General features: G+C 38.3%; 22 protein-coding genes. 17 read left to right on the forward strand and 5 right to left on the reverse strand.

Annotated elements, in window-relative coordinates:
- Positions 1-18 precede the first annotated feature (18 nt).
- The 6 genes from BLP81_RS02365 to BLP81_RS02390 all read left to right on the forward strand — a co-directional run bounded on the left by BLP81_RS02365 (position 19) and on the right by BLP81_RS02390 (position 5,087).
- Positions 19-558 (forward strand): DUF420 domain-containing protein, encoded by a 540-nt coding sequence (locus BLP81_RS02365; RefSeq protein ID WP_093365226.1) that lies wholly within the window; start codon positions 19-21, stop codon positions 556-558.
- A 12-nt stretch (positions 559-570) separates the two neighbouring features.
- Positions 571-816 (forward strand): hypothetical protein, encoded by a 246-nt coding sequence (locus tag BLP81_RS02370; protein ID WP_093365230.1) that lies wholly within the window; start codon positions 571-573, stop codon positions 814-816.
- Between the two features lie 69 nt (positions 817-885).
- Positions 886-2,358, forward strand: coding sequence for an SLC13 family permease (locus BLP81_RS02375; RefSeq protein ID WP_093365233.1), 1,473 nt, complete (start codon positions 886-888; stop codon positions 2,356-2,358).
- 191 nt (positions 2,359-2,549) lie between these two features.
- Entirely contained in the window at positions 2,550-2,903 is a 354-nt protein-coding gene (locus BLP81_RS02380; RefSeq protein ID WP_093365236.1) for an arsenate reductase family protein, read from the forward strand.
- Positions 2,896-3,798 (forward strand): DMT family transporter, encoded by a 903-nt coding sequence (locus BLP81_RS02385; RefSeq protein WP_093365238.1) that lies wholly within the window; start codon positions 2,896-2,898, stop codon positions 3,796-3,798. Before BLP81_RS02380 ends, BLP81_RS02385 begins: the two co-directional genes overlap by 8 nt.
- Positions 3,799-4,028: 230 nt before the next feature.
- Positions 4,029-5,087, forward strand: coding sequence for an ArsO family NAD(P)H-dependent flavin-containing monooxygenase (locus BLP81_RS02390; RefSeq protein WP_093365240.1), 1,059 nt, complete (start codon positions 4,029-4,031; stop codon positions 5,085-5,087).
- Here BLP81_RS02390 and BLP81_RS02395 read toward each other — a convergent pair.
- Positions 5,084-7,516, reverse strand: coding sequence for a DUF5916 domain-containing protein (locus BLP81_RS02395; RefSeq protein WP_093365242.1), 2,433 nt, complete (start codon positions 7,514-7,516; stop codon positions 5,084-5,086). The two genes, BLP81_RS02390 and BLP81_RS02395, sit on opposite strands and share 4 nt — an antisense overlap.
- 127 nt (positions 7,517-7,643) lie before the next feature.
- Between BLP81_RS02395 and BLP81_RS02400 the strand changes: the two genes are divergently transcribed.
- From BLP81_RS02400 to BLP81_RS02415, 4 genes are all read left to right on the forward strand, one after another.
- Entirely contained in the window at positions 7,644-7,973 is a 330-nt protein-coding gene (locus BLP81_RS02400) for an ArsR/SmtB family transcription factor (protein WP_093365244.1), read from the forward strand.
- Positions 7,974-8,127: 154 nt separating this feature from the next.
- Positions 8,128-8,580 (forward strand): DUF6428 family protein, encoded by a 453-nt coding sequence (locus tag BLP81_RS02405; RefSeq protein ID WP_093365456.1) that lies wholly within the window; start codon positions 8,128-8,130, stop codon positions 8,578-8,580.
- 32 nt (positions 8,581-8,612) lie between these two features.
- Positions 8,613-9,623 carry an ACR3 family arsenite efflux transporter gene (gene arsB / locus BLP81_RS02410; protein WP_093365246.1) on the forward strand — a complete coding sequence of 337 codons (1,011 nt, stop codon included), beginning with the start codon at positions 8,613-8,615 and terminating at the stop codon, positions 9,621-9,623.
- 35 nt (positions 9,624-9,658) lie between these two features.
- Positions 9,659-10,291 (forward strand): arsenate-mycothiol transferase ArsC, encoded by a 633-nt coding sequence (locus BLP81_RS02415; protein ID WP_093365458.1) that lies wholly within the window; start codon positions 9,659-9,661, stop codon positions 10,289-10,291.
- Here BLP81_RS02415 and BLP81_RS02420 read toward each other — a convergent pair.
- Positions 10,271-11,227 carry a DUF3667 domain-containing protein gene (locus BLP81_RS02420; RefSeq protein ID WP_093365248.1) on the reverse strand — a complete coding sequence of 319 codons (957 nt, stop codon included), beginning with the start codon at positions 11,225-11,227 and terminating at the stop codon, positions 10,271-10,273. The two genes, BLP81_RS02415 and BLP81_RS02420, sit on opposite strands and share 21 nt — an antisense overlap.
- 164 nt (positions 11,228-11,391) lie before the next feature.
- Between BLP81_RS02420 and BLP81_RS02425 the strand changes: the two genes are divergently transcribed.
- Genes BLP81_RS02425 through BLP81_RS02440 form a run of 4 tightly spaced genes read left to right on the forward strand, consistent with a single transcriptional unit; the run spans position 11,392 to position 16,518 of the window.
- On the forward strand, positions 11,392-12,066 hold the full coding sequence (locus BLP81_RS02425) for a TetR/AcrR family transcriptional regulator (protein ID WP_093365250.1): 675 nt from the start codon (positions 11,392-11,394) through the stop codon (positions 12,064-12,066).
- Between the two features lie 3 nt (positions 12,067-12,069).
- Positions 12,070-13,731: a peptidase domain-containing ABC transporter gene (locus tag BLP81_RS02430; protein WP_093365252.1), complete on the forward strand. Its 1,662-nt coding sequence runs from the start codon at positions 12,070-12,072 to the stop codon at positions 13,729-13,731.
- Between the two features lies 1 nt (position 13,732).
- Positions 13,733-15,103 carry an HlyD family secretion protein gene (locus BLP81_RS02435; protein WP_093365256.1) on the forward strand — a complete coding sequence of 457 codons (1,371 nt, stop codon included), beginning with the start codon at positions 13,733-13,735 and terminating at the stop codon, positions 15,101-15,103.
- A complete protein-coding gene (locus tag BLP81_RS02440) occupies positions 15,100-16,518 on the forward strand; it encodes a TolC family protein (protein WP_093365258.1) in 1,419 nt (472 codons plus the stop codon). The genes BLP81_RS02435 and BLP81_RS02440 overlap by 4 nt, the downstream gene beginning before the upstream one ends.
- 1 nt (position 16,519) lies before the next feature.
- Here BLP81_RS02440 and BLP81_RS02445 read toward each other — a convergent pair whose 3' ends face one another.
- On the reverse strand, positions 16,520-17,113 hold the full coding sequence (locus BLP81_RS02445) for a riboflavin synthase (protein WP_093365260.1): 594 nt from the start codon (positions 17,111-17,113) through the stop codon (positions 16,520-16,522).
- 51 nt (positions 17,114-17,164) lie between these two features.
- Between BLP81_RS02445 and pdxA the strand changes: the two genes are divergently transcribed.
- From pdxA to rpmF, 3 genes are all read left to right on the forward strand, one after another.
- The gene (gene pdxA, locus BLP81_RS02450) at positions 17,165-18,190 is read left to right on the forward strand and encodes a 4-hydroxythreonine-4-phosphate dehydrogenase PdxA (RefSeq protein WP_093365263.1); all 1,026 of its coding nucleotides are present in this window, start codon (positions 17,165-17,167) and stop codon (positions 18,188-18,190) included.
- 71 nt (positions 18,191-18,261) lie between these two features.
- A complete protein-coding gene (locus BLP81_RS02455) occupies positions 18,262-18,801 on the forward strand; it encodes a YceD family protein (protein ID WP_093365267.1) in 540 nt (179 codons plus the stop codon).
- A gap of 15 nt (positions 18,802-18,816) precedes the next feature.
- Positions 18,817-19,020, forward strand: coding sequence for a 50S ribosomal protein L32 (rpmF, locus tag BLP81_RS02460; RefSeq protein WP_093365270.1), 204 nt, complete (start codon positions 18,817-18,819; stop codon positions 19,018-19,020).
- Between the two features lie 527 nt (positions 19,021-19,547).
- Here rpmF and BLP81_RS02465 read toward each other — a convergent pair.
- Entirely contained in the window at positions 19,548-19,739 is a 192-nt protein-coding gene (locus BLP81_RS02465; protein ID WP_019037592.1) for a cold-shock protein, read from the reverse strand.
- A 112-nt stretch (positions 19,740-19,851) separates the two neighbouring features.
- The gene (locus BLP81_RS02470) at positions 19,852-20,133 is read right to left on the reverse strand and encodes a hypothetical protein (RefSeq protein ID WP_093365272.1); all 282 of its coding nucleotides are present in this window, start codon (positions 20,131-20,133) and stop codon (positions 19,852-19,854) included.
- Positions 20,134-20,142 lie beyond the last annotated feature (9 nt).

Raw genomic sequence — 20,142 nt, forward strand, 5'->3', positions numbered from 1 at the left:
GAAAATAAAAGCCAGCACATGAAAGCTACTTTATCAAAATCCGATAGAACAATAGTGCCGATTATCATTGGCTTATCTGTCGTTGTTCCTGTCGTTGTCGTTGTTCTTATGAATCTCCCGACACGATACGATTTACTAGGTCTGGAAGTGGGCTCCTTTCCCTTCTTCCATGCGCTGATCAATGGTATGACAGCCATACTTTTGTTTCTAGGATATGCCTTTATAAGGAACGGCAAGAAAATCGCTCACAGAAACGTCATGATTACTGCTTTTGGGCTTTCGGCGCTCTTTCTGGTCAGTTATGTCATCTCCAAGATTAGCAACGAACCTGTGCCCTATGGCGGTGAGGGAATGCTGAGATACGTCTACTTTTTTATTCTGATTACGCATATCGCTCTTTCTGCTATTATCATTCCTCTTGTTTTATTTACCATGTATAGGGGATTGACCGGAGAATACAGTAAACACAAAAAAATCGCCAGATGGACGTTTCCTATCTGGATGTATGTCGCCATCACCGGTGTATTGGTATATTTGTTTATGCTGCCTTATTATTAACTTTGAAAGCTGATGAAGATGAAAAAAATAATAGTAACACTAGTACTGATGCTCCTCGTAGTTTGGGATTCTACTTCTCAATGCTCTATGTGCAGGGCAGTTCTGGAATCTGAACAGGATACAGGACAGGCAGAGGCTATCAATGACGGGATCGTTTATCTTATGGCCTTTCCTTACATTTTGGTTTTTGGGGTCTTATATTTCGTTTATAAATCCTTTCAAAAAAAGAAAAAAGAAGAAGAAAAGACTGCTAAATGATCATTTAGTATTTTTTGATTTAACCTATATAATTTTTTTGAAACACGATTAATTTCAAAAAACAATTCATTGAAGCAGTTTAAAGCCTTTGTTTTTAAAATTTTAGGGCCTTTAGTTTTTGTTTTATTTCAATACATTGTGCCGCCGGAAGGCTTAAGCCAAAGTGGTTTCATGCTTTTAGGTATCACCATTTGGATGGCGATTTGGTGGGTTTTTGAAGTCGTACCCATTGCCGTGACAGCACTTATCCCCATAATTGTATTCCCTTTATTTAATGTCTTATCTATTTCTGAAACTACCGCGCAGTACGGTCACAAATATGTGTTTTTATACCTGGGTGGCTTTGTTTTGGCTGTTGCCATAGAACGATGGGATTTACATCGTAGAATTGCTCTTCACATTATTAAAGCCATTGGATCTAAAGCTTCTTTTTTGATTTTGGGTTTTATGCTGGCCACTGCATTTTTATCGATGTGGATTTCCAATACAGCAACTACTGTGATGATGCTTCCCATTGCTATTGCCATTACCAACCAAATCAATGAGCAAAATCAAATCCAGGATAAATCAACGTCTTATTTCTCCAAAGCCTTGATGCTTTCTATAGCTTATAGTGCATCCATTGGAGGAATAGCCACACTGATTGGTACACCGCCAAACTTGGTTTTAGCCGGTGTCCTGGAAAATACCTACGGTATTAAAATTGGATTTTTTGAATGGATGGTCTTTGCATTTCCAGTTTCTATGATTTTACTTCTTATTTGTTGGAAGTATCTTACAGGGATTGCTTTTCAACTTAAGAGCACCAAATTTTCTGAAGGTAAATCTCAAATCAAAGAGATGATTATGAAGTTAGGAAAATTCTCTTATGAAGAGAAAATGGTAGGTCTGGTTTTCCTTTTTGCTGCCTTAGCATGGATTTTTAGAGGAATTTTAGAAAAAATCATTCCTGGACTTGATGATACTATTATAGCTGTTTGTGCTGCTTTACTTTTGTTTTTAATTCCTTCAAAAAAGAGAAAAGGTAAAATGCTATTGACCTGGAAAGAAGCTGTAAGAATACCCTGGGGAATAATTATTCTTTTTGGAGGAGGTATGGCTTTAGCCAAAGGCTTCACAGAAACCGGACTCGCCACTTGGATTGCTGGACGAATCTCACTTTTCGAAGGTCTATCTCTTATTGTATTCATCTTAGCAGTAGCAACCTTGGTTAACTTCCTTACCGAAGTTACTTCCAATCTTGCTACTACAGCGATGTTACTTCCCGTTTTAGCTCCTGTGGCCTTAAGTTTTAATATGCACCCTTATTTTGTTATGATAGCGGTTACCTTATCTGCTTCCTGTGCGTTTATGCTTCCTGTGGCTACTCCACCTAATGCGATTGTCTTTGGCTCCAACTACCTTAAAGTCTCAGATATGGTAAAAAAAGGATTTTTGATGAATATCATTTCTATCATTTTCATAACACTTGCCGTTTACTTCTTTATGCCTTATGCTTTTGGATTAGAGACATTGGAATTTCCGGAAGTTTTGAAAAAATAAGAGGCATTAGTGAAAGGCTTTTTGCTATCAACAAGAAATAAAGTTATAATTAATGGAAATCTTTGTGAAATGCTGTGTTTCCGTATTAAATTTGTCTCTGCAAATGTGATTTATAATATAAGCCTGTAATTCCGATTCCTTCTTAAATTTATAAGTGACTAATATTTAAAACCCCCAAGAGAATTCCTCCTATGAAAAAAGTATTTTACCTTTCTACTTGCGATACCTGCAAGCGAATCCTTGGAAAATTATCTTTACCGGAAGATGTGGTGCTTCAAGATATCAAAAAGCAACACATTTCTGAAGAAAATCTTGAGTGGTTATACAAACACACCAGATCTTATGAGATTTTGCTCAATAAGAGAGCCAAAAAATATACAGAAGAGGGCCTGAAAGATGAAAATCTATCTGAAGAAGAAATCAAATCTTACATCTTATCCCACTACACATTCTTAAAAAGACCTATCTTCATCATTGAGGATAAAATTTTCATAGGTAACGACAAGCATACTGTGGATGCCTTGAAGTCTCTGTTCAATGAGTAAACGCGTCTTAGCCCTTTTAGCTGCCTTAGTAGCGACTTCAATTTTTGGAATCAATCATACTTTGGCCAAAGGCCTGATGCCTGTTTATGTTCAACCGTTTGGGTTTATCGTTATTCGCGTGCTTGGAGCCGGTATTTTGTTTTGGTTTGTAAGCCTTTTTATTAAGAATGAAAAAATAAAGCCTGAACACTGGCCCAGACTCCTCTTAAGTGCTGTCTTTGGAATGGTGATCAACATGCTTTTTTTCTTCAAAGGACTTAGCTTGTCAACCCCCATCAATAGCTCCGTGATTGTTACCATTACACCCATTTTGGTATTTATACTCTCGGCTGTTTTGATAAGAGAAAAAATAACAATTTTAAAAGGTTCAGGTGCAATTCTAGGACTGTTTGGCGGTCTCACACTCATTCTTTTTGGAGTGCAGCAGAAACTGGGTGCACCAAACATTCCTTTAGGCAATACCCTGCTATTGATCAATGCTCTGTCCTACGGTATGTTTTTGATTGTGGCCAAGCCACTTACCAAAACCTATCATCCCATTACATTAATGCGGTGGTTGTTTTTAACGGCTATCCTAATCAATTTACCCATAGGCTGGGCAGAATTTCAGGCGGTTGATTGGGTGAATATGCCCTTTTCAGCGCTCTGGCGAATTGGTTTTGTGGTTCTGGGAACTACATTTACGACCTATCTCCTCAATATATTTGCACTTAAACATTTATCGGCTTCCACCATAGGCGTATTCACCTATCTGCAGCCTGTTATAGCCATTGCCTTTGCCATTATTTCTGGAGCAGATCAACTCAATTTTCTTAAAATAGTAGCCTCGATTCTCGTCTTTCTGGGCGTTTTTATGGTCAGTAAAAACCCCGCCAGAAAAAGGGCTAAGGCTTAGTTTTTTTTGATTTCTGCCTTCCAGGTAATGGAGTCAGATGAGCTGCATTCACCTTGTTTCTTTTGGCGTTTAGCCAAATAATTTAAACTGGTTTAAAGCTCAGTCTTTTTAGAGATTACCAGGAAACTGTTGTGCAAGTATTTCACATGTCAAACACAAATAACAACTCATTTTCTTTAATGTTTTGTGAACTACCAAATCAGAAGAAGATTTAAAATTATTTTTAAGGCATGACAGATAAAATTTACGATGTAATCATAGTAGGAGGAGGCCAAAGTGCTTTGGCCTGTGCGTTTTTTCTAAGGCGAAAAGAATTAGATTATCTTATTCTGGATGATCAGGATTCCTGTGGAGGTTCATGGAAACAGACTTGGGAAACACTAACTCTTTTTTCACCACCTGAACATAGTTCACTGCCGGGGTGGCAAATGCCAGAGTCAGCAGGAGAATTTCCCACTAAGGCGGAAACCATAGACTACTTGTGTCAATACGAAGATCGGTACGATTTTCCCATCACACGACCAGTCAAGGTCAGGGCCATAAGCAAAGGAGGAGATATTTTCACACTAGAGACAACGCAGGGACCGTTTAACTCTAAAGCAATTATTTCAGCCACAGGAACCTTTAAAAATCCGTTTATACCGGATGTTGCTGGACGCGAAAAATTTGAGGGAGAACAATTACACTCTGCAGATTTCCAATCTTCAGGAAAGTTCGCAGGTAAAAAAGTAGTCATTGTAGGCGAGGGTAATTCTGGAGCTCAGATATTGGCTGAGGTTTCCAAAGTGGCGGAGACCTTTTGGGGCACCAAGGAAGCTCCTCAGTTTTTACCGGATGATGTGGATGGCAGAGTTTTGTTCGACATGGCTTCAGCCAAATATTATGCTGAGAAAAAGGGAGAAACATACGATAGTTCTAAATTCAATTTAGGAAATATAGTCATGGTCCCTTCAGTAAAAGAGGCGAGAAAACGGCATGTGCTGCATTCTGAAGGGCAGTTACAGTCCATCACTGAGGGCGGGGTGATTTGGGAAAATGGCGCTTACCAGGAAGCCGATGTTATTATTTGGTGTACAGGTTTTGGATATTCTACAGGCTTTTTAAAAAACCTGGTTTCCATAGATAATAAGGGGAAAATCCCGACTGACAAAACAAAAGCCAAAGAAATCGATGGCCTCTGGCTTGTAGGCTATGGCGGGTGGACTGGCTTTGCTTCGGCTACGCTTATAGGCGTTGGTCGCTATGCCAGACAAACCGTAAAAGAAGTCAGCGACTATCTCAAAGCCTAGCTCTTTTCAGTAGTGAAAACAGACTTGACACTGTTCACGTCAAAAAAGTATTGAAGTCTTAAGGATACGGTGTGCTGAATGTCCTGTTGAAACAAATTGGTAAAGGTGGTTTCAAAATTATTCTGTGCTTCAGAGGTATTTGTAAACAACTGATTTCTGTATAATGCTGTCAGGAAGCTTCCTGGAGCAAATTGCCAGGAATAATTGAGGTCTACATTCCAGGTGCTAAAGTTGATGTCAGGACTTGAAGGCAAAGCCGTTTTAGGCAGGGTTTTGTTTTCAGAAAGTCTTCCATTAGAATTTAGGTTGTACATGAACTCATCATAAAGGACTGTATCCCAGTAGTGTCGAAGTTGAAGATTCAAACCATGAAAAGGATTGAAAATGTAATTAGCAGAAATACTGTTGACTAATATTTGCCTGTCACGCTCCCCGAAAATAGGTTCCTCTTGATAAAAAGTAGCAAAGCCACGGTCATTAATCTGTTTTTCAAAGTTGAAATTGTATTCCATTAAGAAAAACTCGTTGAATCGTATTCTTGGTCGTATTCTAAATTCATACGAATAAGAATCCCTGCCTTCTTCAAAAAATGTTTCAGCTCTTGCCCTCAAGTTGATAGCAAACGTTCTGTTATAATTGGAAGAAACAAAGCCTCCAAATCTGGTTTGATTTTCTGTTATAAAAAAGCGTCCGTCAACTCTGGGTTCAAAATAATCATACTGTTTACCGGGTTGCATTCGAAAATCAATACCATAAGTATCCAGCTTCAGCGAAGTGGCAACGGCTTCTGAATATAAAGTAAGGCCTGTATAGGTTTGAGGAGAGGCTAACTGACTATAACGTGAAAATAACCTGATACTGTAACTCTGAAAATTGTCAGTAGGTTCAAAAATCCGGTAGGAAGCTCTGGCTGTAAAATTATTGAAGTTATTCCTGAATAATAGACCTAAATCATTGATGTCGTATTTTTTATCAGCATAATCATGTGAAAGCGAAAATTGATATTGATCACTGATTTTAGCAAATGTGAGTTCTGAACTAAAGCCTGTTTTTTCATCCTGGTTCAGGTTCAGATGACTCATTTTGAACTCTCCGGAGAGTTGGTAGGAATTACTATCATTGATAAGGTCAAACAAGGCTCCGGTGACATTTGCATTTCTGAAGTCACCTGAGCGTGTGACATTGGTATTGATTAAGCTAACAGAAGAATTTTTGTTGAATTGCTGGTCTACTACAAGAATATTATAATTGGCCAGAGGCTCAACTTCCACACTTCTGGTTTCATTTTGAAGTGTGTCTAAAACCGTAACATTCGTAGATTCTGTAATAGCGTTAAATACACCAACTCCAAGTCCACTTTTGAGACGGCCAGACATTTTAATAGCGTTAATCAGTCCAACTTCACCGGGTCTGTTTTGAGCAATTTCATTTTCATCAAGATCTACACTCCCTGAAGGTGCGCTTCCTACACGTCTTGAAAAAAACAAGTCACCTTTGGTGAAAAGATCTACCCCTTCTGTAAAGAACTGCCGCTGCTCGTCAAAAGTTTGCTCAAAGGGACCTAGGTTTAAAACCACATTATCAAACCTTGCCTGACTAAAGTCGGGAATAAGCGTAGCATCCAGGGTCAGGTTATCTGTAAGGCCATATTTCATATCCAGGCCTAACTTAAAATCAGTTGAAGTCTGGTCACCAACGGTATTTACAATTCCTGTGGTAAACGGGTATAAATTCAGCCTTAATGGGGGCTCTAAATTTTTTAAACCGACCAGCTGACCGTGATAAAGTCCTTCATAACCCTTGGTTCTGTCTATAGGGTTCCAGGCGTAATCGGAGCGCTCTCTTCTGAAATGTCTTCTAAACTGAACACCCCAGGTTTGAATATCAGTTTTAGGGAACCTCAAAGTTCTGTAGGGTATCTTCATCTCCAGTTGCCATCCGAAATCGGTTTTTTGAACCGCGCTCTCCCATACCGCGTTCCATCCAAAATCTCTCCCTATACTTGGCGAGGATAAAGCATCTGCCTGAGTTCCTGAACTAAACACAAAAAATTGAGTATCGTTTTGAGCGTCATTATTAGGATTCAAAATGAGAGCAAAATAATCTGCCTGTCCAAAATCATCCCGGGTTGTAAACTGACTCATCATTTGATTGGGATCATCATACAGTTTTGCTGAAAGAAAAATACCCTGATTATTATAGTAAAGTTTGACTTCAGTCCTGCGGTCTGGGGTTGCCTGAAGTTTGAGGTTAGGAGAATACTGAATAAAATCAGTAGCTATATCCAGGTCTTCCCAAACTTTGTCTGACAGGTCACCATCTATTTTAGCAGATTTCTCCTGCCTCAAAATGTCATACTGCTTTTTATCCTGGGCCATTCCAAGAGTGATAGATAAAAAAATAAAAAAGCAGACCAAACGTCTAATCATAAATAAAAATTTAAAAATTGTAAAACTATACCCTTAAGACTTGTAGGCAGACAAGAAGTTGAATACTTTAATAAAACTTTGTAAAATCAGTCTTTTATCGTAATATTGCAATATATAATTATACGATATGGGAGTGACACGATCCGATCTGTTTACAGAAAAGCAAAACGAATTTTCTAAAATAGCCAAAGTCTTTGGCCATCCTGCCCGTTTGGCAATTCTTGAGTATTTGTTGAAATCTCAAACCTGTATTTGTGGAGATTTGGTTGAGGAATTGGGTCTGGCTCAAGCGACGATCAGTCAGCATTTGAAAGAACTGAAGAACGCTGAAATTATCAAAGGCAATATTGAAGGCACCTCCGTTTGCTATTGTATCAACGAAGACAAGTGGTATGCGCTGAAAGGGATTTTTAATGAGCTTTTCGATCGCTATCCCAGCGCTAATGATTGCTGTTAGTTTGAACAGGATCTTAGCCTAGCCTTTGACTTTTTGGAAAAAACACTAATTTTTTTGGCCTGCTGCTGTGTAAGGCCGGGTTAAAATTGAGAACATCTAAATCTTTTAGATAAGACGTATCAAATTGAAAATAAACACACATAAACTCATAACCATGACACTCAGACAAGTCAAAGAACATTTAGCTGAAATGGATACTCTACAATTCCAGTTGCCGGATGGAAGTACAGTCCCGTCCCATTTTCACGTGACTGAAGTTGGCCAGGTTTCCAAAGATTTTATTGACTGCGGAGGAACCCTAAGACATGAAAAGGCGGTGAATTTCCAGCTTTGGAATGCCGATGATGTCGACCACAGGTTACAGCCCAAAAAGCTGAAAAACATTATCAAGCTTTCAGAAAAGAAACTCTTTATAGATGACAGTCTGGAAGTTGAAGTGGAATATCAGGGAAATACCATCGGTAAATACAGCTTAGAGTTTAGAGAGGGGAAATTTCATTTGGCAAGCACACTTACAGATTGCCTGGCCAAAGACCAATGCGGAATTCCAGAACCTCAGACCGAAGAACAAAGCTCATCCTGTGCTCTAGGATCGGGATGTTGTTGATCACTTTTTAATAAAACCGAGAATCAAAACTTATGGGTAAATTCGAAAGGTACCTGACGCTTTGGGTGGTGTTAGCCATTATTACAGGGATTGGAATAGGAAGATTAGCAGGAGATTCTATAGCATTTCTGAGTGACCTGGAAGTCGCCAAAGTGAATATTCCTGTGGCTATTCTGGTATGGATGATGATTTATCCCATGATGGTTCAGATCGATTTTTCATCACTTAAACATGTGACTCAAAACAGCAAAGGCATCGGACTTACCCTGGTCATCAACTGGCTTGTCAAGCCATTTTCTATGGCCTTTTTTGCCTGGTTGTTTTTGGACCAGATCTTCAGTGCCTATCTCAATCCGGAAGATGCCCAGCAGTATATTGCCGGTGCCATTATTTTAGGCGCTGCCCCTTGTACGGCCATGGTGTTTGTGTGGTCTTACCTGACCAAAGGCGATGCCAACTACACATTAGTACAGGTTTCTTTAAATGATTTGATTTTGCTTGTGCTTTTTATTCCGATAGTCAGACTGCTTTTGGGCGTGACCGATATCGAAATCCCGTACGATACACTGATTTATTCCCTGCTTATCTTTGTGGTGATTCCCCTGGCCGCAGGCTATATTTCCAATAAGTATCTAATTAAAAAAAAGGGTTTAGCTTGGTTTAACTCGGTCTTTTTGGCAAAATTGAAACCGGTCTCCATGATTGCCCTCATTACTACCCTGGTCTTGCTTTTTGCTTTTCAGGGACAAAGAATACTAGACAATCCATTTGATATTTTATTGATAGCCGTGCCGCTTACTATTCAAACGTATTTTATTTTTTTTATCACCTGGTTTATCGGCCGTTATTTGAAACTAAAACACAATATTTGTACTCCATCGGCTATGATTGGAGCGAGTAACTTTTTTGAACTGGCGGTTGCCGTGGCTATTTCGCTTTTTGGATTGAATTCCGGAGCATCTTTGGCCACAGTAGTCGGTATTCTTATTGAAGTTCCAATCATGTTGTCTTTAGTAGCACTGGCCAATAGATGGAGGTATTAATTTTAAAATTTAATCCTAATCTAACACCCTGGAGTATGTTTCCTAGAATTGAAAAAATTTGTCGAAAATTTGAAAGTGAACAGCATTTAATTTCAGCAGAACGGAAAACTATTTTAAAGTCTGTGGCAGAGGCGGTAGATTCTCAAATTGATAAGAACGGGATTGCCAAACTGATTTATATCTGTACCCACAATTCCAGAAGGAGTCATTTTGGGCAGGTCTGGGCTGCAGCAGCAGCAGAATTTTATGGTATGTCTTCTAAAATTGGGGTTTTTTCAGGAGGTACTGAAGTGACAGCATTACATCCCAATTCCATCAAAGCTTTAGAGACGATGTGTTTTCAAATAACTGCTGATGCTGAAGTAAGAAACCCTAGATATGATGTGAAATTTGGAAACGATTTATCGACCATTTGTTTTTCTAAAGTGTATGAGGCTTCTGAAAACCCGCAAAATGATTTTTTAGCCCTCATGACCTGTTCGCATGCCGATGAAAATTGCCCCTTTATTCCTGGCGCTACCGAGAGATTTTCACTGCCTTACGAAGACCCTAAACTCTTTGACAACACCAAACTAGAGGATGAAAAATACCTGGAATGTGCTTTGGAAATAGGACGAGAAGTGTGTTATATGATGTCACAGTCTGCCTTAAAAGAAGATAATGCTTAAGGTCGCTAAACTGCTCAGGACCAGCAAAGCACTTATCCAGTATAAATTCATAATCACAAGTTGTTTGAAGATGGTTTTGAACCTTCCCTGCTTATAAAATTTTCTCATGGATTTGTACAGGTAAAAAAAGTAAACCAGTAACCAAATCCAGAAACTTATGAAGTCAAGTGTAAGAGCCAAAAAAAGCAGGATTAAAAAGACGGTTTGTTGGTTATAATTAAAGATAAGATGATGGCTGTAAGGAATTTTTCTTCTTATATAAAATAAAGTACTGAAAAGGGTGAATAACGGAATAAAGAAAAAGAGGAAAAAGGGAAACTTAGGAAGTAGAAAGTTTACAAATCCTGTGGGATTTTCAATAATTCGAGAATACCCAAACATAAATTCGAACTTCACTCTGTTCATCATGGTATCCTCCATTCCCAGGGCTTGTATGGCTTCGGAATAATCGGTTTTTGGATGCTCTTTGATGTAATTTGTGATTTTTGAGTCAGGTAAATTTTTTACAAATTCCAAATCACTGTTTATGATTTCAGGATTCGCTTCTATCTCTTCTCCAGATAATATTTTAATATCTCTAAGCTCTTCACGATTCATCCAGCTCACAATGATAAAGAATACGATGGCTGTGCTGATAAAAAACCGGAAAGGATTGACGTATTTTATGCGTTTGCCCTGAATGTATTCCCGACTGAGTTTGCCTGGAGAACAGGCGAGCGCAGTTACAGATTTTCTGAAGCGAGAGTCATAGGAGATCAGTCCTGCAAAAAATTCGGTGATAAGCTCCTTAAGATTTAAAGCTTTAGTCGAATTCTTTTGTCCGCAATACGGACAGTATCGATCTGAGATATCAAGGGAATGTTCGCAGTTTAAACATCTTTCTGCTCTATGCTGAAAGCGTTTAGGTCGTGGATAGAGTCTTAGTCTGAGCTTCATTTTTTCTGAAAAAACTAGCACAAATTACACATTTTATTTTGGTTTTAATTCTAATGAAACTAATTTATTTTAACGCTTTTTAATAAAAAAAATTAAGATTTAAGACTTTGTTATTATTTAAAATGATAGTATTACTATTAACTTTGCGTTCTTAATTTTTAAAGATGCATAATCTACTATCTAGTCTGCGGATAGACATCAATTCCAGTCTTTACCTTAAAGATCCGGAGAGCTCTTCTTTAGGCATCAATATCGTAAAATCTAGTATTGACCTTATAGATTTATATGGTATCGAAGAGTTTAACTTTAAGAAGTTAGCCAAAGCGATTGGCTCTACTGAAAGTTCTATTTACAGATACTTTGAAAATAAACACAGGCTTCTTTTATATATATCGTCACTGTACTGGGGGATTGTGGAGTTTCAGACCGTCGTACAAACCAACAATATGCCGGATGGTATGGAAAAATTGATGAAAGCGGTGGAGACTTTATTCAGTACGCCGCAAACCAAATGTACTTCGTTTGAAATTGAAGGTCAGAAATTGAGACATATCCTTAATTCTGAGTTTGTAAAAGCCTATCATCACAAATTAGTAGATGAGGAAAACGAAGCCGGATACTTTAGTATTTATAAACGTTTAGCTTCGCGTTTGTCTGAGATGATCGTAGGAGTAAATCCGCGTTATATGTATAGCAATAGTCTGGCATCCCTTATTATGGAAGGCTCGTTAAATCAGTATTTTTTGTCAGAACATTTTCATAATTTAACCGATTGTCATTCTAAAGATAACTTATATGAATTTTACAAAGATTTATTGACCAAAACCTTAACCTCTTAATTTATGGCAACTGATACTAAAACCCCCTGGATAAGGTTAGGCCGCTTATTGAGTCTGGAGCGAAAGTCTGTTTTTAAAATTCTCTTTTATGCGGTTTTTGCTGGTCTTGTAGAGCTTGGTCTTCCTTTAGGTATCCAGGCTATCGTAAATATAATTGTAGGAGGAAGTTTCAATGCTTCCGTGATATTACTCACCGGTGTAGTGCTTTTTAGTGTTGCATTTGGAGGCGTTTTAAGGTATATGCAGCTTAGAATAGGGGAGGATTTACAACAGCGTATTTTTGCCCGATCCTCTTTTGAGCTTATTTACCGGTTTCCCAAAATGAAATATTCTGCCTTACAGAACGAATATCCGCCAGAGTTAGCCAATCGCTTTTTTGACGTGATGACAATTCAAAAGACACTGCCCAAGTTGCTTATTGAATTTTCCAGTGCTTTTATTCAAATCGGGTTTGGTCTTATCCTGCTGTCTTTATACCATCCGTTTTTTGTCTTTTTTGGGTTTTTACTGATTGCCTTGTTTTATGTTATTTTCAAACTTTCCTTAAAAGAGGGGGTAAAGGAATCTTTACATGAATCCAGCTATAAATATAAAACGGCACACTGGATTCAGGAAGTCGCCAGAAGTATTGAGGGCTTTAAGGTCTCGGAAAGTTTTTCGTATGCTTCTCAGCGCAATGATGAGACCAGTTTGAAATATTTGAATGCCAGAGAAAAACACTTCCGGGTGTTGAGGTTTCAGTTTTTCAAAATGATAGCCTTTAAGGTCATTGTGGCCGCCGCATTATTGATTGTTGGGGGGCTGTTGGTGATAAACGAGCAGATGAACATCGGACAATTTGTGGCTGCTGAAATTATTATCGTTTTAATGATCAACTCTGTTGAAAAACTGATTCAGGGTTTAGAAGACCTTTATGTGCTTATTGCCGGTTTAGAAAAATTGGGTAGAGTCACCGATATTCCTATTGAAATCCAGGGAGGCAATAAACCTTTAAATAAAGAACAGGATTTTATTTTTGAATACAAGAATATCAATCTAAGTTTGGGAAATGAAAAGGTCCTTAAAAATATAAACACTAAAATTTATCCTAACGATTCTATTTTGGTTCAGGGAACACCAGGCTCCGGCAAATCGACTTTACTTAGGGTTTTAGTAGGTTTAATCGATAATATCGAGGGGAATATTTTTATAAATGATTTCAATTTAAAGAATATTGATCTGACTTATTTTAGAGATTTTGCGGGTCATTATTTCCCCAATAACCAGACTTTTGAAGGTACAATACTCGAAAATATAACCTTGAATAACCCGGATATATCCATGGATTATGTTCAATTTTTAATAAAAAAATTAGAGTTAAGTAATTTTGTGAAATCACAGGAACAAGGCTTGCAAACCATAATCTATTCTGAAGGCAGGCATTTGCCTTATACCATCAACAAAAAAATCATGATTGCAAGAGCCATTGCTTCCAAGCCCAAATTGCTCGTGCTGAAAGACCCTACTCAGGATTTGATGGAGGATGAAACCAAAAAAATAATCGATTTCCTCTCCGGACCCGACAGAACCTGGGCTTTGGTAGTGGTGAGTACCAATGAACTTTGGAAAGATAAGTGTAACCGTTTTTTCTACATGGATAATGGTGAAATGACAATAAACGAATAAGATGCTGGATATATCAAAACTCAAACTGAATGAAAAGGTTGATTTATCTAAGTATAAGTCAATGCAATACACCTTTCAAAAAGATCGTTTTTTGACCTTTAATAAGATCATGACTATCTTTGGAATTGTGCTTTTAGCGATTTTGTTTTTGCCGTGGACGCAGATTGTCCAGGGTAAAGGCTATGTCACGGCTTTAGACCCTGGCCAGAGAGCTCAGTCTATAGAGTCTGCCATTGCGGGTAGGATAGAAAAATGGTACGTTAAAGAAGGCCAGATCGTTGAAAAGGGAGATACCATCTTACATATTTCCGAAATTAAAGATAAATTCTTTGACCCCTTGCTGTTGGAGAGGGCTCAATCTCAAATTACAGCCAAGAACTTTTCTTTAGAGTCTTATGTAGAGAAAGTAAAATCTTTAAATTATCAGATAGAAGCACTCAAGGAAGAACGAAAATTAAAACTGGAGCAGGCTCTCAATAAATTAATTCAGGCGAATCTGAAAATAGAAAGTGACAGTATAGATTTAGAAGCTGCAGAAACCCAGGTTGTAATTGCTGAACGCCAATTTGAACGGACAGAAAGTTTAGAAGAAGAAGGTTTATTAGCTAAAACAGATCTGGAAGCCAAAAAATTACAGCTTCAAAATAGTTTAGCCAAAGTGATTTCACAGAAGAATAAACTGCTTTCCAGTAGAAACGAACTTATAAACGCTCAGATTGAAATTTCGAGTATAAAAGCCAGCTACCAGGAAAAAATTTCGAAAGCGGAAAGCGATAAGTTTACGGCACTTTCTGGCCAGTTCGATACAGAAGCTCAGCGTACCAAGCTTGAGACAGATTTTTCTAATTTCAACGTACGTTCCGGAATGCGATTTATCACTGCACCGCAGGGAGGCTTTGTTAACAAAGCCCTGCAAAGTGGAATCGGGGAAACCTTCAAAGAAGGCACTCAGATCGTCAGCATTATGCCTATAGATTTTGATCTGGCAGTGGAAACCTATGTAGACCCTATAGATTTACCCTTATTACATCCCGGTGAACCTATCCGTCTTATTTTTGACGGCTGGCCTGCCATCTTTTTCTCGGGCTGGCCCAATTTGTCTTATGGCACCTATGGTGGTGAAATTGTTGCCGTATCCAGAACCATGGATCCTCAAAAAGGAAAATTTAGAGTCCTTATCAAAGAGGATCCGGAAGAACAGCCCTGGCCGGATGTGATCCGGGCAGGCTCCGGGGCAAGAACCATGGCTTTGCTTGAGGATGTGCCTGTGTGGTATGAAATCTGGAGGAAAATCAATGGCTTTCCGCCAGATTATTATACGCCTCAAGAGTCCAATACAGATAAAAATAAGAATCAAAATTCTAAAAAATGATTCGCTTCTATCTTTTAGTCTTAGGTGTATTTTTTAGTGGACTTAGCTCTGCTCAAAATCAGCCGGCAGCTGTTGAAGAGAATGTTCTCAGTCTCAATGAGTTTCTGGCTTATGTGAAAGAATATCATCCTGTAGCAAAACTTGCCAATTTTGAAATCTCTTCAGCCCAGGCCGAATTGTTAAAATCAAGAGGTGCTTTCGACCCACAGGTGATGGTAGATTGGAAAAATAAAGAGTTCAAAGGAACCGAATATTACGATGTTCTCAACTCAACCTTTAAAATACCAACCTGGTATGGTATTGAAGTGAAAGCGGGCTTTGAGCAAAATCAGGGACAATTTCTTAACGCCGAGAACACTGTACCGGATGATGGTTTATATAGTGCCGGAGTTTCTGTTCCCATTGGTCAGGGTTTGTTTATCAATCAAAGAATGGCCGACTTGAGACAGGCCAAAATCATGCAGGATTTAAGTCAGGCACAGAGTGATATTCGTCTTAACCATTTGTTATCCAGTGCTGTAATGGCTTATTTAGACTGGTATTTGGCTAATCGTGAAGTGAAGCTTTTTGATGATTTTGTGGGACGTGCAGAAGTCAGGTTTGATGGCATCAAAAAAAGTGCTTTATCGGGAAATATCCCTACGATAGATACTCTGGAAGCCGGGATCATTGTTCAAAATAGGAAATTGAGTCTGGAACAATCCAATTTAAAATTGATCAAAAGCCGACTTCAATTATCTAACTTTCTTTGGTTTGAGGATAATATTCCGTTAGAACTCGACCCCTTCGTCATACCAGAAGAGCTTAGTGAAGGATCTTTAGACCCCGTTTTAGGGACCAATTTTCTTCAGCTGGAAAATTTTGTACTGGAAGATCATCCAAAAATCAAAGCTTTAGACTATAAAATCGACAGACTGGAAGTAGACCGCCAGCTTAAAGCGGAGATGCTGAAGCCGCAGCTGGATTTGGAGTATAACTTCATCAATGAACGCGTCGGGCAATTTGAAAACTTCAACACCAACGATTACAAGGCGGGTCTTTTCTTTAAACTTCCTCTGTTTCTGAGAAAAGAGCGTGGAAATTTAAAACTTGCAAAAATTAAAGTCAATGAAGCCCGGCTGGATTTGGATTACGAGTCTCTTCAGCTTCAGAATAAAATACAGGCTTCCCGAAATGAAATCCTTTCTTATAACCGGCAGCTCAGTACCTTTCAGTCTATTGTAACCGATTATGCCAGCCTGTTGAGAGCTGAGGAACGAAAATTCAGCTTTGGCGAGAGCTCTGTTTTCCTGATAAATTCCAGGGAGGTGAGTTTAATAGACTCCAGGCTGAAAGAGATCAAAGTCTTTGAAAAACTGCTTAAATCTAAAGTTGAGCTTTTCAATGTCTTGATTAACGATATTTCATTAGACTAATCTACTGAGATTTCAGTTCCATTAACCGCTTCACATATTTACCAATCACATCAAATTCAAGATTGACGATATCTCCTGTTTTCAAAGTTTTGAAAGTCGTGTTTTCATAAGTATAAGGGATGATGGCAACGCTAAATTCATTCAGCTTTGAATTGACTACCGTAAGACTTACCCCATTGATGGTAATGGAGCCTTTTTCAATAGTGACATTCATGAGTTTTGGGTCGTAGGAAAACGTAAATTCCCAGCTTCCATCCCTGGTTTCTGCACGCTCACAAGTCGCTACCTGGTCCACATGGCCCTGCACGATATGCCCATCCAGATGTGCATTCATTTTCATCCCTCGTTCCAGATTGATGAGGTGGCCTTCTTTGAGGTCCTTAAGATTGGTTTTGTTTAAGGTTTCATCTATGGCGGTTACCTTGTAAGTGTCATTATGAATATCGACGACTGTCAAACAAACACCATTGTGCGCTACGCTCTGGTCTATCTTTAATTCTTTAGCGAGATTTGCTTTAATCGTGTAATCTATATTTCCTCCCGAAGTCTCAATATTAGAGATGCTTCCCACTTCTTCAATAATTCCTGTAAACATAATTGTAGATTATTTCGTTACCTTTGGTTGTTACAAAAATAGACGAATTTTATGAATACAAAGTCAACTATTAAGGTAGGAATCAGTATTGGTGATATGAATGGCATTGGGCCGGAAATTATATTAAAATCATTACAAGATAGTCGGGTATTAGAGCTTTTCACTCCTGTCATTTTTGCCAACTCAAAGATAATGTCGTTTTTTGGAAACCATTTTAAAATCAAATTGCAATTCCATGGTATTTCTAATGCTGAAGATGCCATAGAAGGCAAAATTAATGTAGTGAATGTGTGGAAAGAAAACGTGAAGATCAATTTTGGCGAAGAAGATAAAAGCATTGGAGGCTATGCGATAAAATCCCTTAAAGCGGCTACTGAAGCTCTGATTAAGAAAGATATCGATACGCTTGTTACTGCGCCAATCCATAAAAACAGCATTCAGTCAGAAGAATTTAATTTCCCTGGGCATACCGATTTTTTAGCCCGAGAATTAAAAGGGGATAGCCTGATGTTTATGGTCTCAGATAACATTAAAGTGGGCTTGCTCACCGATCACGTGCCTGTGAAGGACGTCTCATCAAGAATAAATGAGGAACTTATCAGTAAGAAGGTGAACGCCATACATGAATCGCTTAAGAAAGACTTCAGGATTAGAGAGCCTAAAATTGCAGTTTTGGGCATTAACCCGCATTCAGGAGACGGCGGAGTAATTGGTAAGGAAGATGATGAGGTGATCAGACCAGCAGTTAAGAAATTTGTAGATAACGGTAAATTTGTTTTTGGTCCTTATGCTGCAGATAGCTTCTTTGGGTCCAAAAACAATGCAAACTTCGATGCGATTATTGCGGCCTATCACGATCAGGGATTGATTCCTTTCAAGACCTTGTCCTTTGGTAAAGGAGTTAATTTTACAGCAGGTCTCAACAGGATAAGAACCTCGCCAGATCATGGGACAGCCTTTGATATTGCTGGAAAGGGAATCGCAGAAAGCAGCTCATTTACCCAGGCCATTTTTATGTCGATATCCATATTTAGAAACAGAATAGAGTACCTGAAACTCACTAAAAATCCTTTATAAAATCATTATTGAATTTTAGCAGGGATTATTACGAATTTTTAATATATTTGCAGGCTCAAAACTGATGTTGGATGAGGAAGTTTAAGGCTTACGCCATACCCTTTGTAGGATTGAAAGAAGGAGAGCACAGATTTGATTATAAGATTGATAATGCGTTCTTTGAGCTTTTTGATTTTCAGGAATTTAATAGTTCTGAGGTTAGTGTAGATATAGAATTCACCAAAAAAGCAAACATGCTCGAACTGGAGTTCTACTTCACAGGCCATGTCAATGTCAATTGTGATGTGACTTTGGAACCTTACAACCAGGACATAGATAATCGCTTGTCTTTGGTGGTCAAGTTTGGAGATGCATTTAATGATGACAATGAAGAATTACTGATTTTACAGCATGGAGAGCATGAAGTAGAAGTTCAGCAGTACATTTATGAAGGAGTTATTTTAGGTTTACCAGCCAAAAGGATTCACCCAGGTGTTGAAGATGGCAGTATCCAATCAGATATTCTTGAAAAATTACAAGAGTTGGAACCTAAATCAATTTCAGAAGAAGAAAAAAAAGAAGAGGACACAGACCCGCGTTGGGATAAATTAAAGGAATTACTAAACGAATAAATACATACTTGAGCAATGGCACATCCAAAGAGAAAAATATCCAAGACAAGAAGAGATAAAAGAAGAGGTCACATTAAGGCCAAAATGCCACAAATCGCAACAGATACAACCACTGGCGAAGCGCATTTATTTCACAGAGCCCACTGGCACGAAGGTAAAATGTTTTACAGAGGTCAGGTTTTGATTGACAATACTGAAGACGCTGAAGTCGTAGAGTAAATCAATACGGTCTTAGACATTAATAGTACTCCTTTATTAAGTTAAAGGAGTTTTTTTGTTTACTAAATCTATGCCTGTAGTTACGACAGCCTACCATCCTAGTATTTTTTTTCAAGCCTCAGGGTTTGCCTGATTTTTTTGACCTGACTCAGGAGAACTATGTCCGGGAATAATATCAACCCGAGCCCTTCGGCTGCTGAGAATAAACCTGAGGCGAACGTGTAGTGACCTGCAGTCTGTTTTTAATGAATTACGGGATTGGATTTGCAATGCGGTCTTTTTTGTAAGGAAGGCGCTTTTGAGGTATTAGATTTTGGATTTAGATAAATATGCTTTTAAAGTTTGCCTCCTGGATAGCGATCGGAATCTACAGAGGAGAGAAGAATGATTTTAAAAACACCAAATTTCTGTAAAAAAAATTCAAAAGGCAGGCTTAGTATTTACCTTTTGGGGGTAAGGGGTCTTCAAACAAAAATGCCACTCGTTTGAGTGGCATTTTAAGGTTTTGAAAAAAAAATGTTATATGATTAGATCAAACGTACGTCTGTAGCGTTCATTCCTTTTCTTCCTTCTTCTTCTGTGTACTCAACTTCGTCACCCTCATTAAGAGTTTCTCCGTTTAGTCCTGTAACGTGAACAAAAATATCTTCTCCTGTTTCGTCGTTTGTAATGAATCCATAACCTTTAGACTCATTGAAAAATTTTACTTTACCTTGCATAATAATAAATAATAATTAATAATTGCAACAAAAGTAAACAAAATTAATGTTCTGCGTTCATTTTATTGAAAAAATTTACCTTAAATAAATCATTTTCAATAAGCTAGTGGTTTCAATTTGAATTATTATCCTTAGAATCCTCCTTGTCAGAGGCTTTACCATGATTCTTTTTATTCATCCTATCCATATTTTCTTTGGTCAGTGTGTAGTCTTGTAGGCGTTTGCCTTTCCAGCGATGCGCCAAAAATAGCGGCATCAAGACAAAAGCGCTGGCAAGTACACTTATTCCGATGATACGTTCGCCCATAAGTTCATCTTTATACAGGTTGAAATAGACTCCAACCGCAAACCCGGCGGCAATAAGTATAAAAACCAGTTTAATAAGTGCTCTCATCGTATAAAT

It is taken from the genome of Psychroflexus sediminis, from assembly GCF_900099815.1.
Lineage (GTDB): Bacteria > Bacteroidota > Bacteroidia > Flavobacteriales > Flavobacteriaceae > Psychroflexus > Psychroflexus sediminis.

Bases quoted from the DNA above. Each gene is read 5' to 3' on its own strand.
- BLP81_RS02470 (WP_093365272.1), bottom strand. From the start codon at position 20,133: ATGAGAGCACTTATTAAACTGGTTTTTATACTTATTGCCGCCGGGTTT.
- BLP81_RS02370 (WP_093365230.1), top strand. From the start codon at position 571: ATGAAGATGAAAAAAATAATAGTAACACTAGTACTGATGCTCCTCGTA.
- pdxA (WP_093365263.1), top strand. From the start codon at position 17,165: ATGAATACAAAGTCAACTATTAAGGTAGGAATCAGTATTGGTGATATG.
- BLP81_RS02445 (WP_093365260.1), bottom strand. From the start codon at position 17,113: ATGTTTACAGGAATTATTGAAGAAGTGGGAAGCATCTCTAATATTGAG.
- BLP81_RS02440 (WP_093365258.1), top strand. From the start codon at position 15,100: ATGATTCGCTTCTATCTTTTAGTCTTAGGTGTATTTTTTAGTGGACTT.
- BLP81_RS02385 (WP_093365238.1), top strand. From the start codon at position 2,896: ATGAGTAAACGCGTCTTAGCCCTTTTAGCTGCCTTAGTAGCGACTTCA.
- BLP81_RS02400 (WP_093365244.1), top strand. From the start codon at position 7,644: ATGGGAGTGACACGATCCGATCTGTTTACAGAAAAGCAAAACGAATTT.
- BLP81_RS02420 (WP_093365248.1), bottom strand. From the start codon at position 11,227: ATGAAGCTCAGACTAAGACTCTATCCACGACCTAAACGCTTTCAGCAT.
- BLP81_RS02415 (WP_093365458.1), top strand. From the start codon at position 9,659: ATGTTTCCTAGAATTGAAAAAATTTGTCGAAAATTTGAAAGTGAACAG.
- BLP81_RS02455 (WP_093365267.1), top strand. From the start codon at position 18,262: ATGAGGAAGTTTAAGGCTTACGCCATACCCTTTGTAGGATTGAAAGAA.
- rpmF (WP_093365270.1), top strand. From the start codon at position 18,817: ATGGCACATCCAAAGAGAAAAATATCCAAGACAAGAAGAGATAAAAGA.
- BLP81_RS02380 (WP_093365236.1), top strand. From the start codon at position 2,550: ATGAAAAAAGTATTTTACCTTTCTACTTGCGATACCTGCAAGCGAATC.
- BLP81_RS02425 (WP_093365250.1), top strand. From the start codon at position 11,392: ATGCATAATCTACTATCTAGTCTGCGGATAGACATCAATTCCAGTCTT.
- BLP81_RS02465 (WP_019037592.1), bottom strand. From the start codon at position 19,739: ATGCAAGGTAAAGTAAAATTTTTCAATGAGTCTAAAGGTTATGGATTC.
- BLP81_RS02430 (WP_093365252.1), top strand. From the start codon at position 12,070: ATGGCAACTGATACTAAAACCCCCTGGATAAGGTTAGGCCGCTTATTG.
- BLP81_RS02395 (WP_093365242.1), bottom strand. From the start codon at position 7,516: ATGATTAGACGTTTGGTCTGCTTTTTTATTTTTTTATCTATCACTCTT.
- BLP81_RS02435 (WP_093365256.1), top strand. From the start codon at position 13,733: ATGCTGGATATATCAAAACTCAAACTGAATGAAAAGGTTGATTTATCT.
- BLP81_RS02365 (WP_093365226.1), top strand. From the start codon at position 19: ATGAAAGCTACTTTATCAAAATCCGATAGAACAATAGTGCCGATTATC.
- BLP81_RS02405 (WP_093365456.1), top strand. From the start codon at position 8,128: ATGACACTCAGACAAGTCAAAGAACATTTAGCTGAAATGGATACTCTA.
- arsB (WP_093365246.1), top strand. From the start codon at position 8,613: ATGGGTAAATTCGAAAGGTACCTGACGCTTTGGGTGGTGTTAGCCATT.
- BLP81_RS02390 (WP_093365240.1), top strand. From the start codon at position 4,029: ATGACAGATAAAATTTACGATGTAATCATAGTAGGAGGAGGCCAAAGT.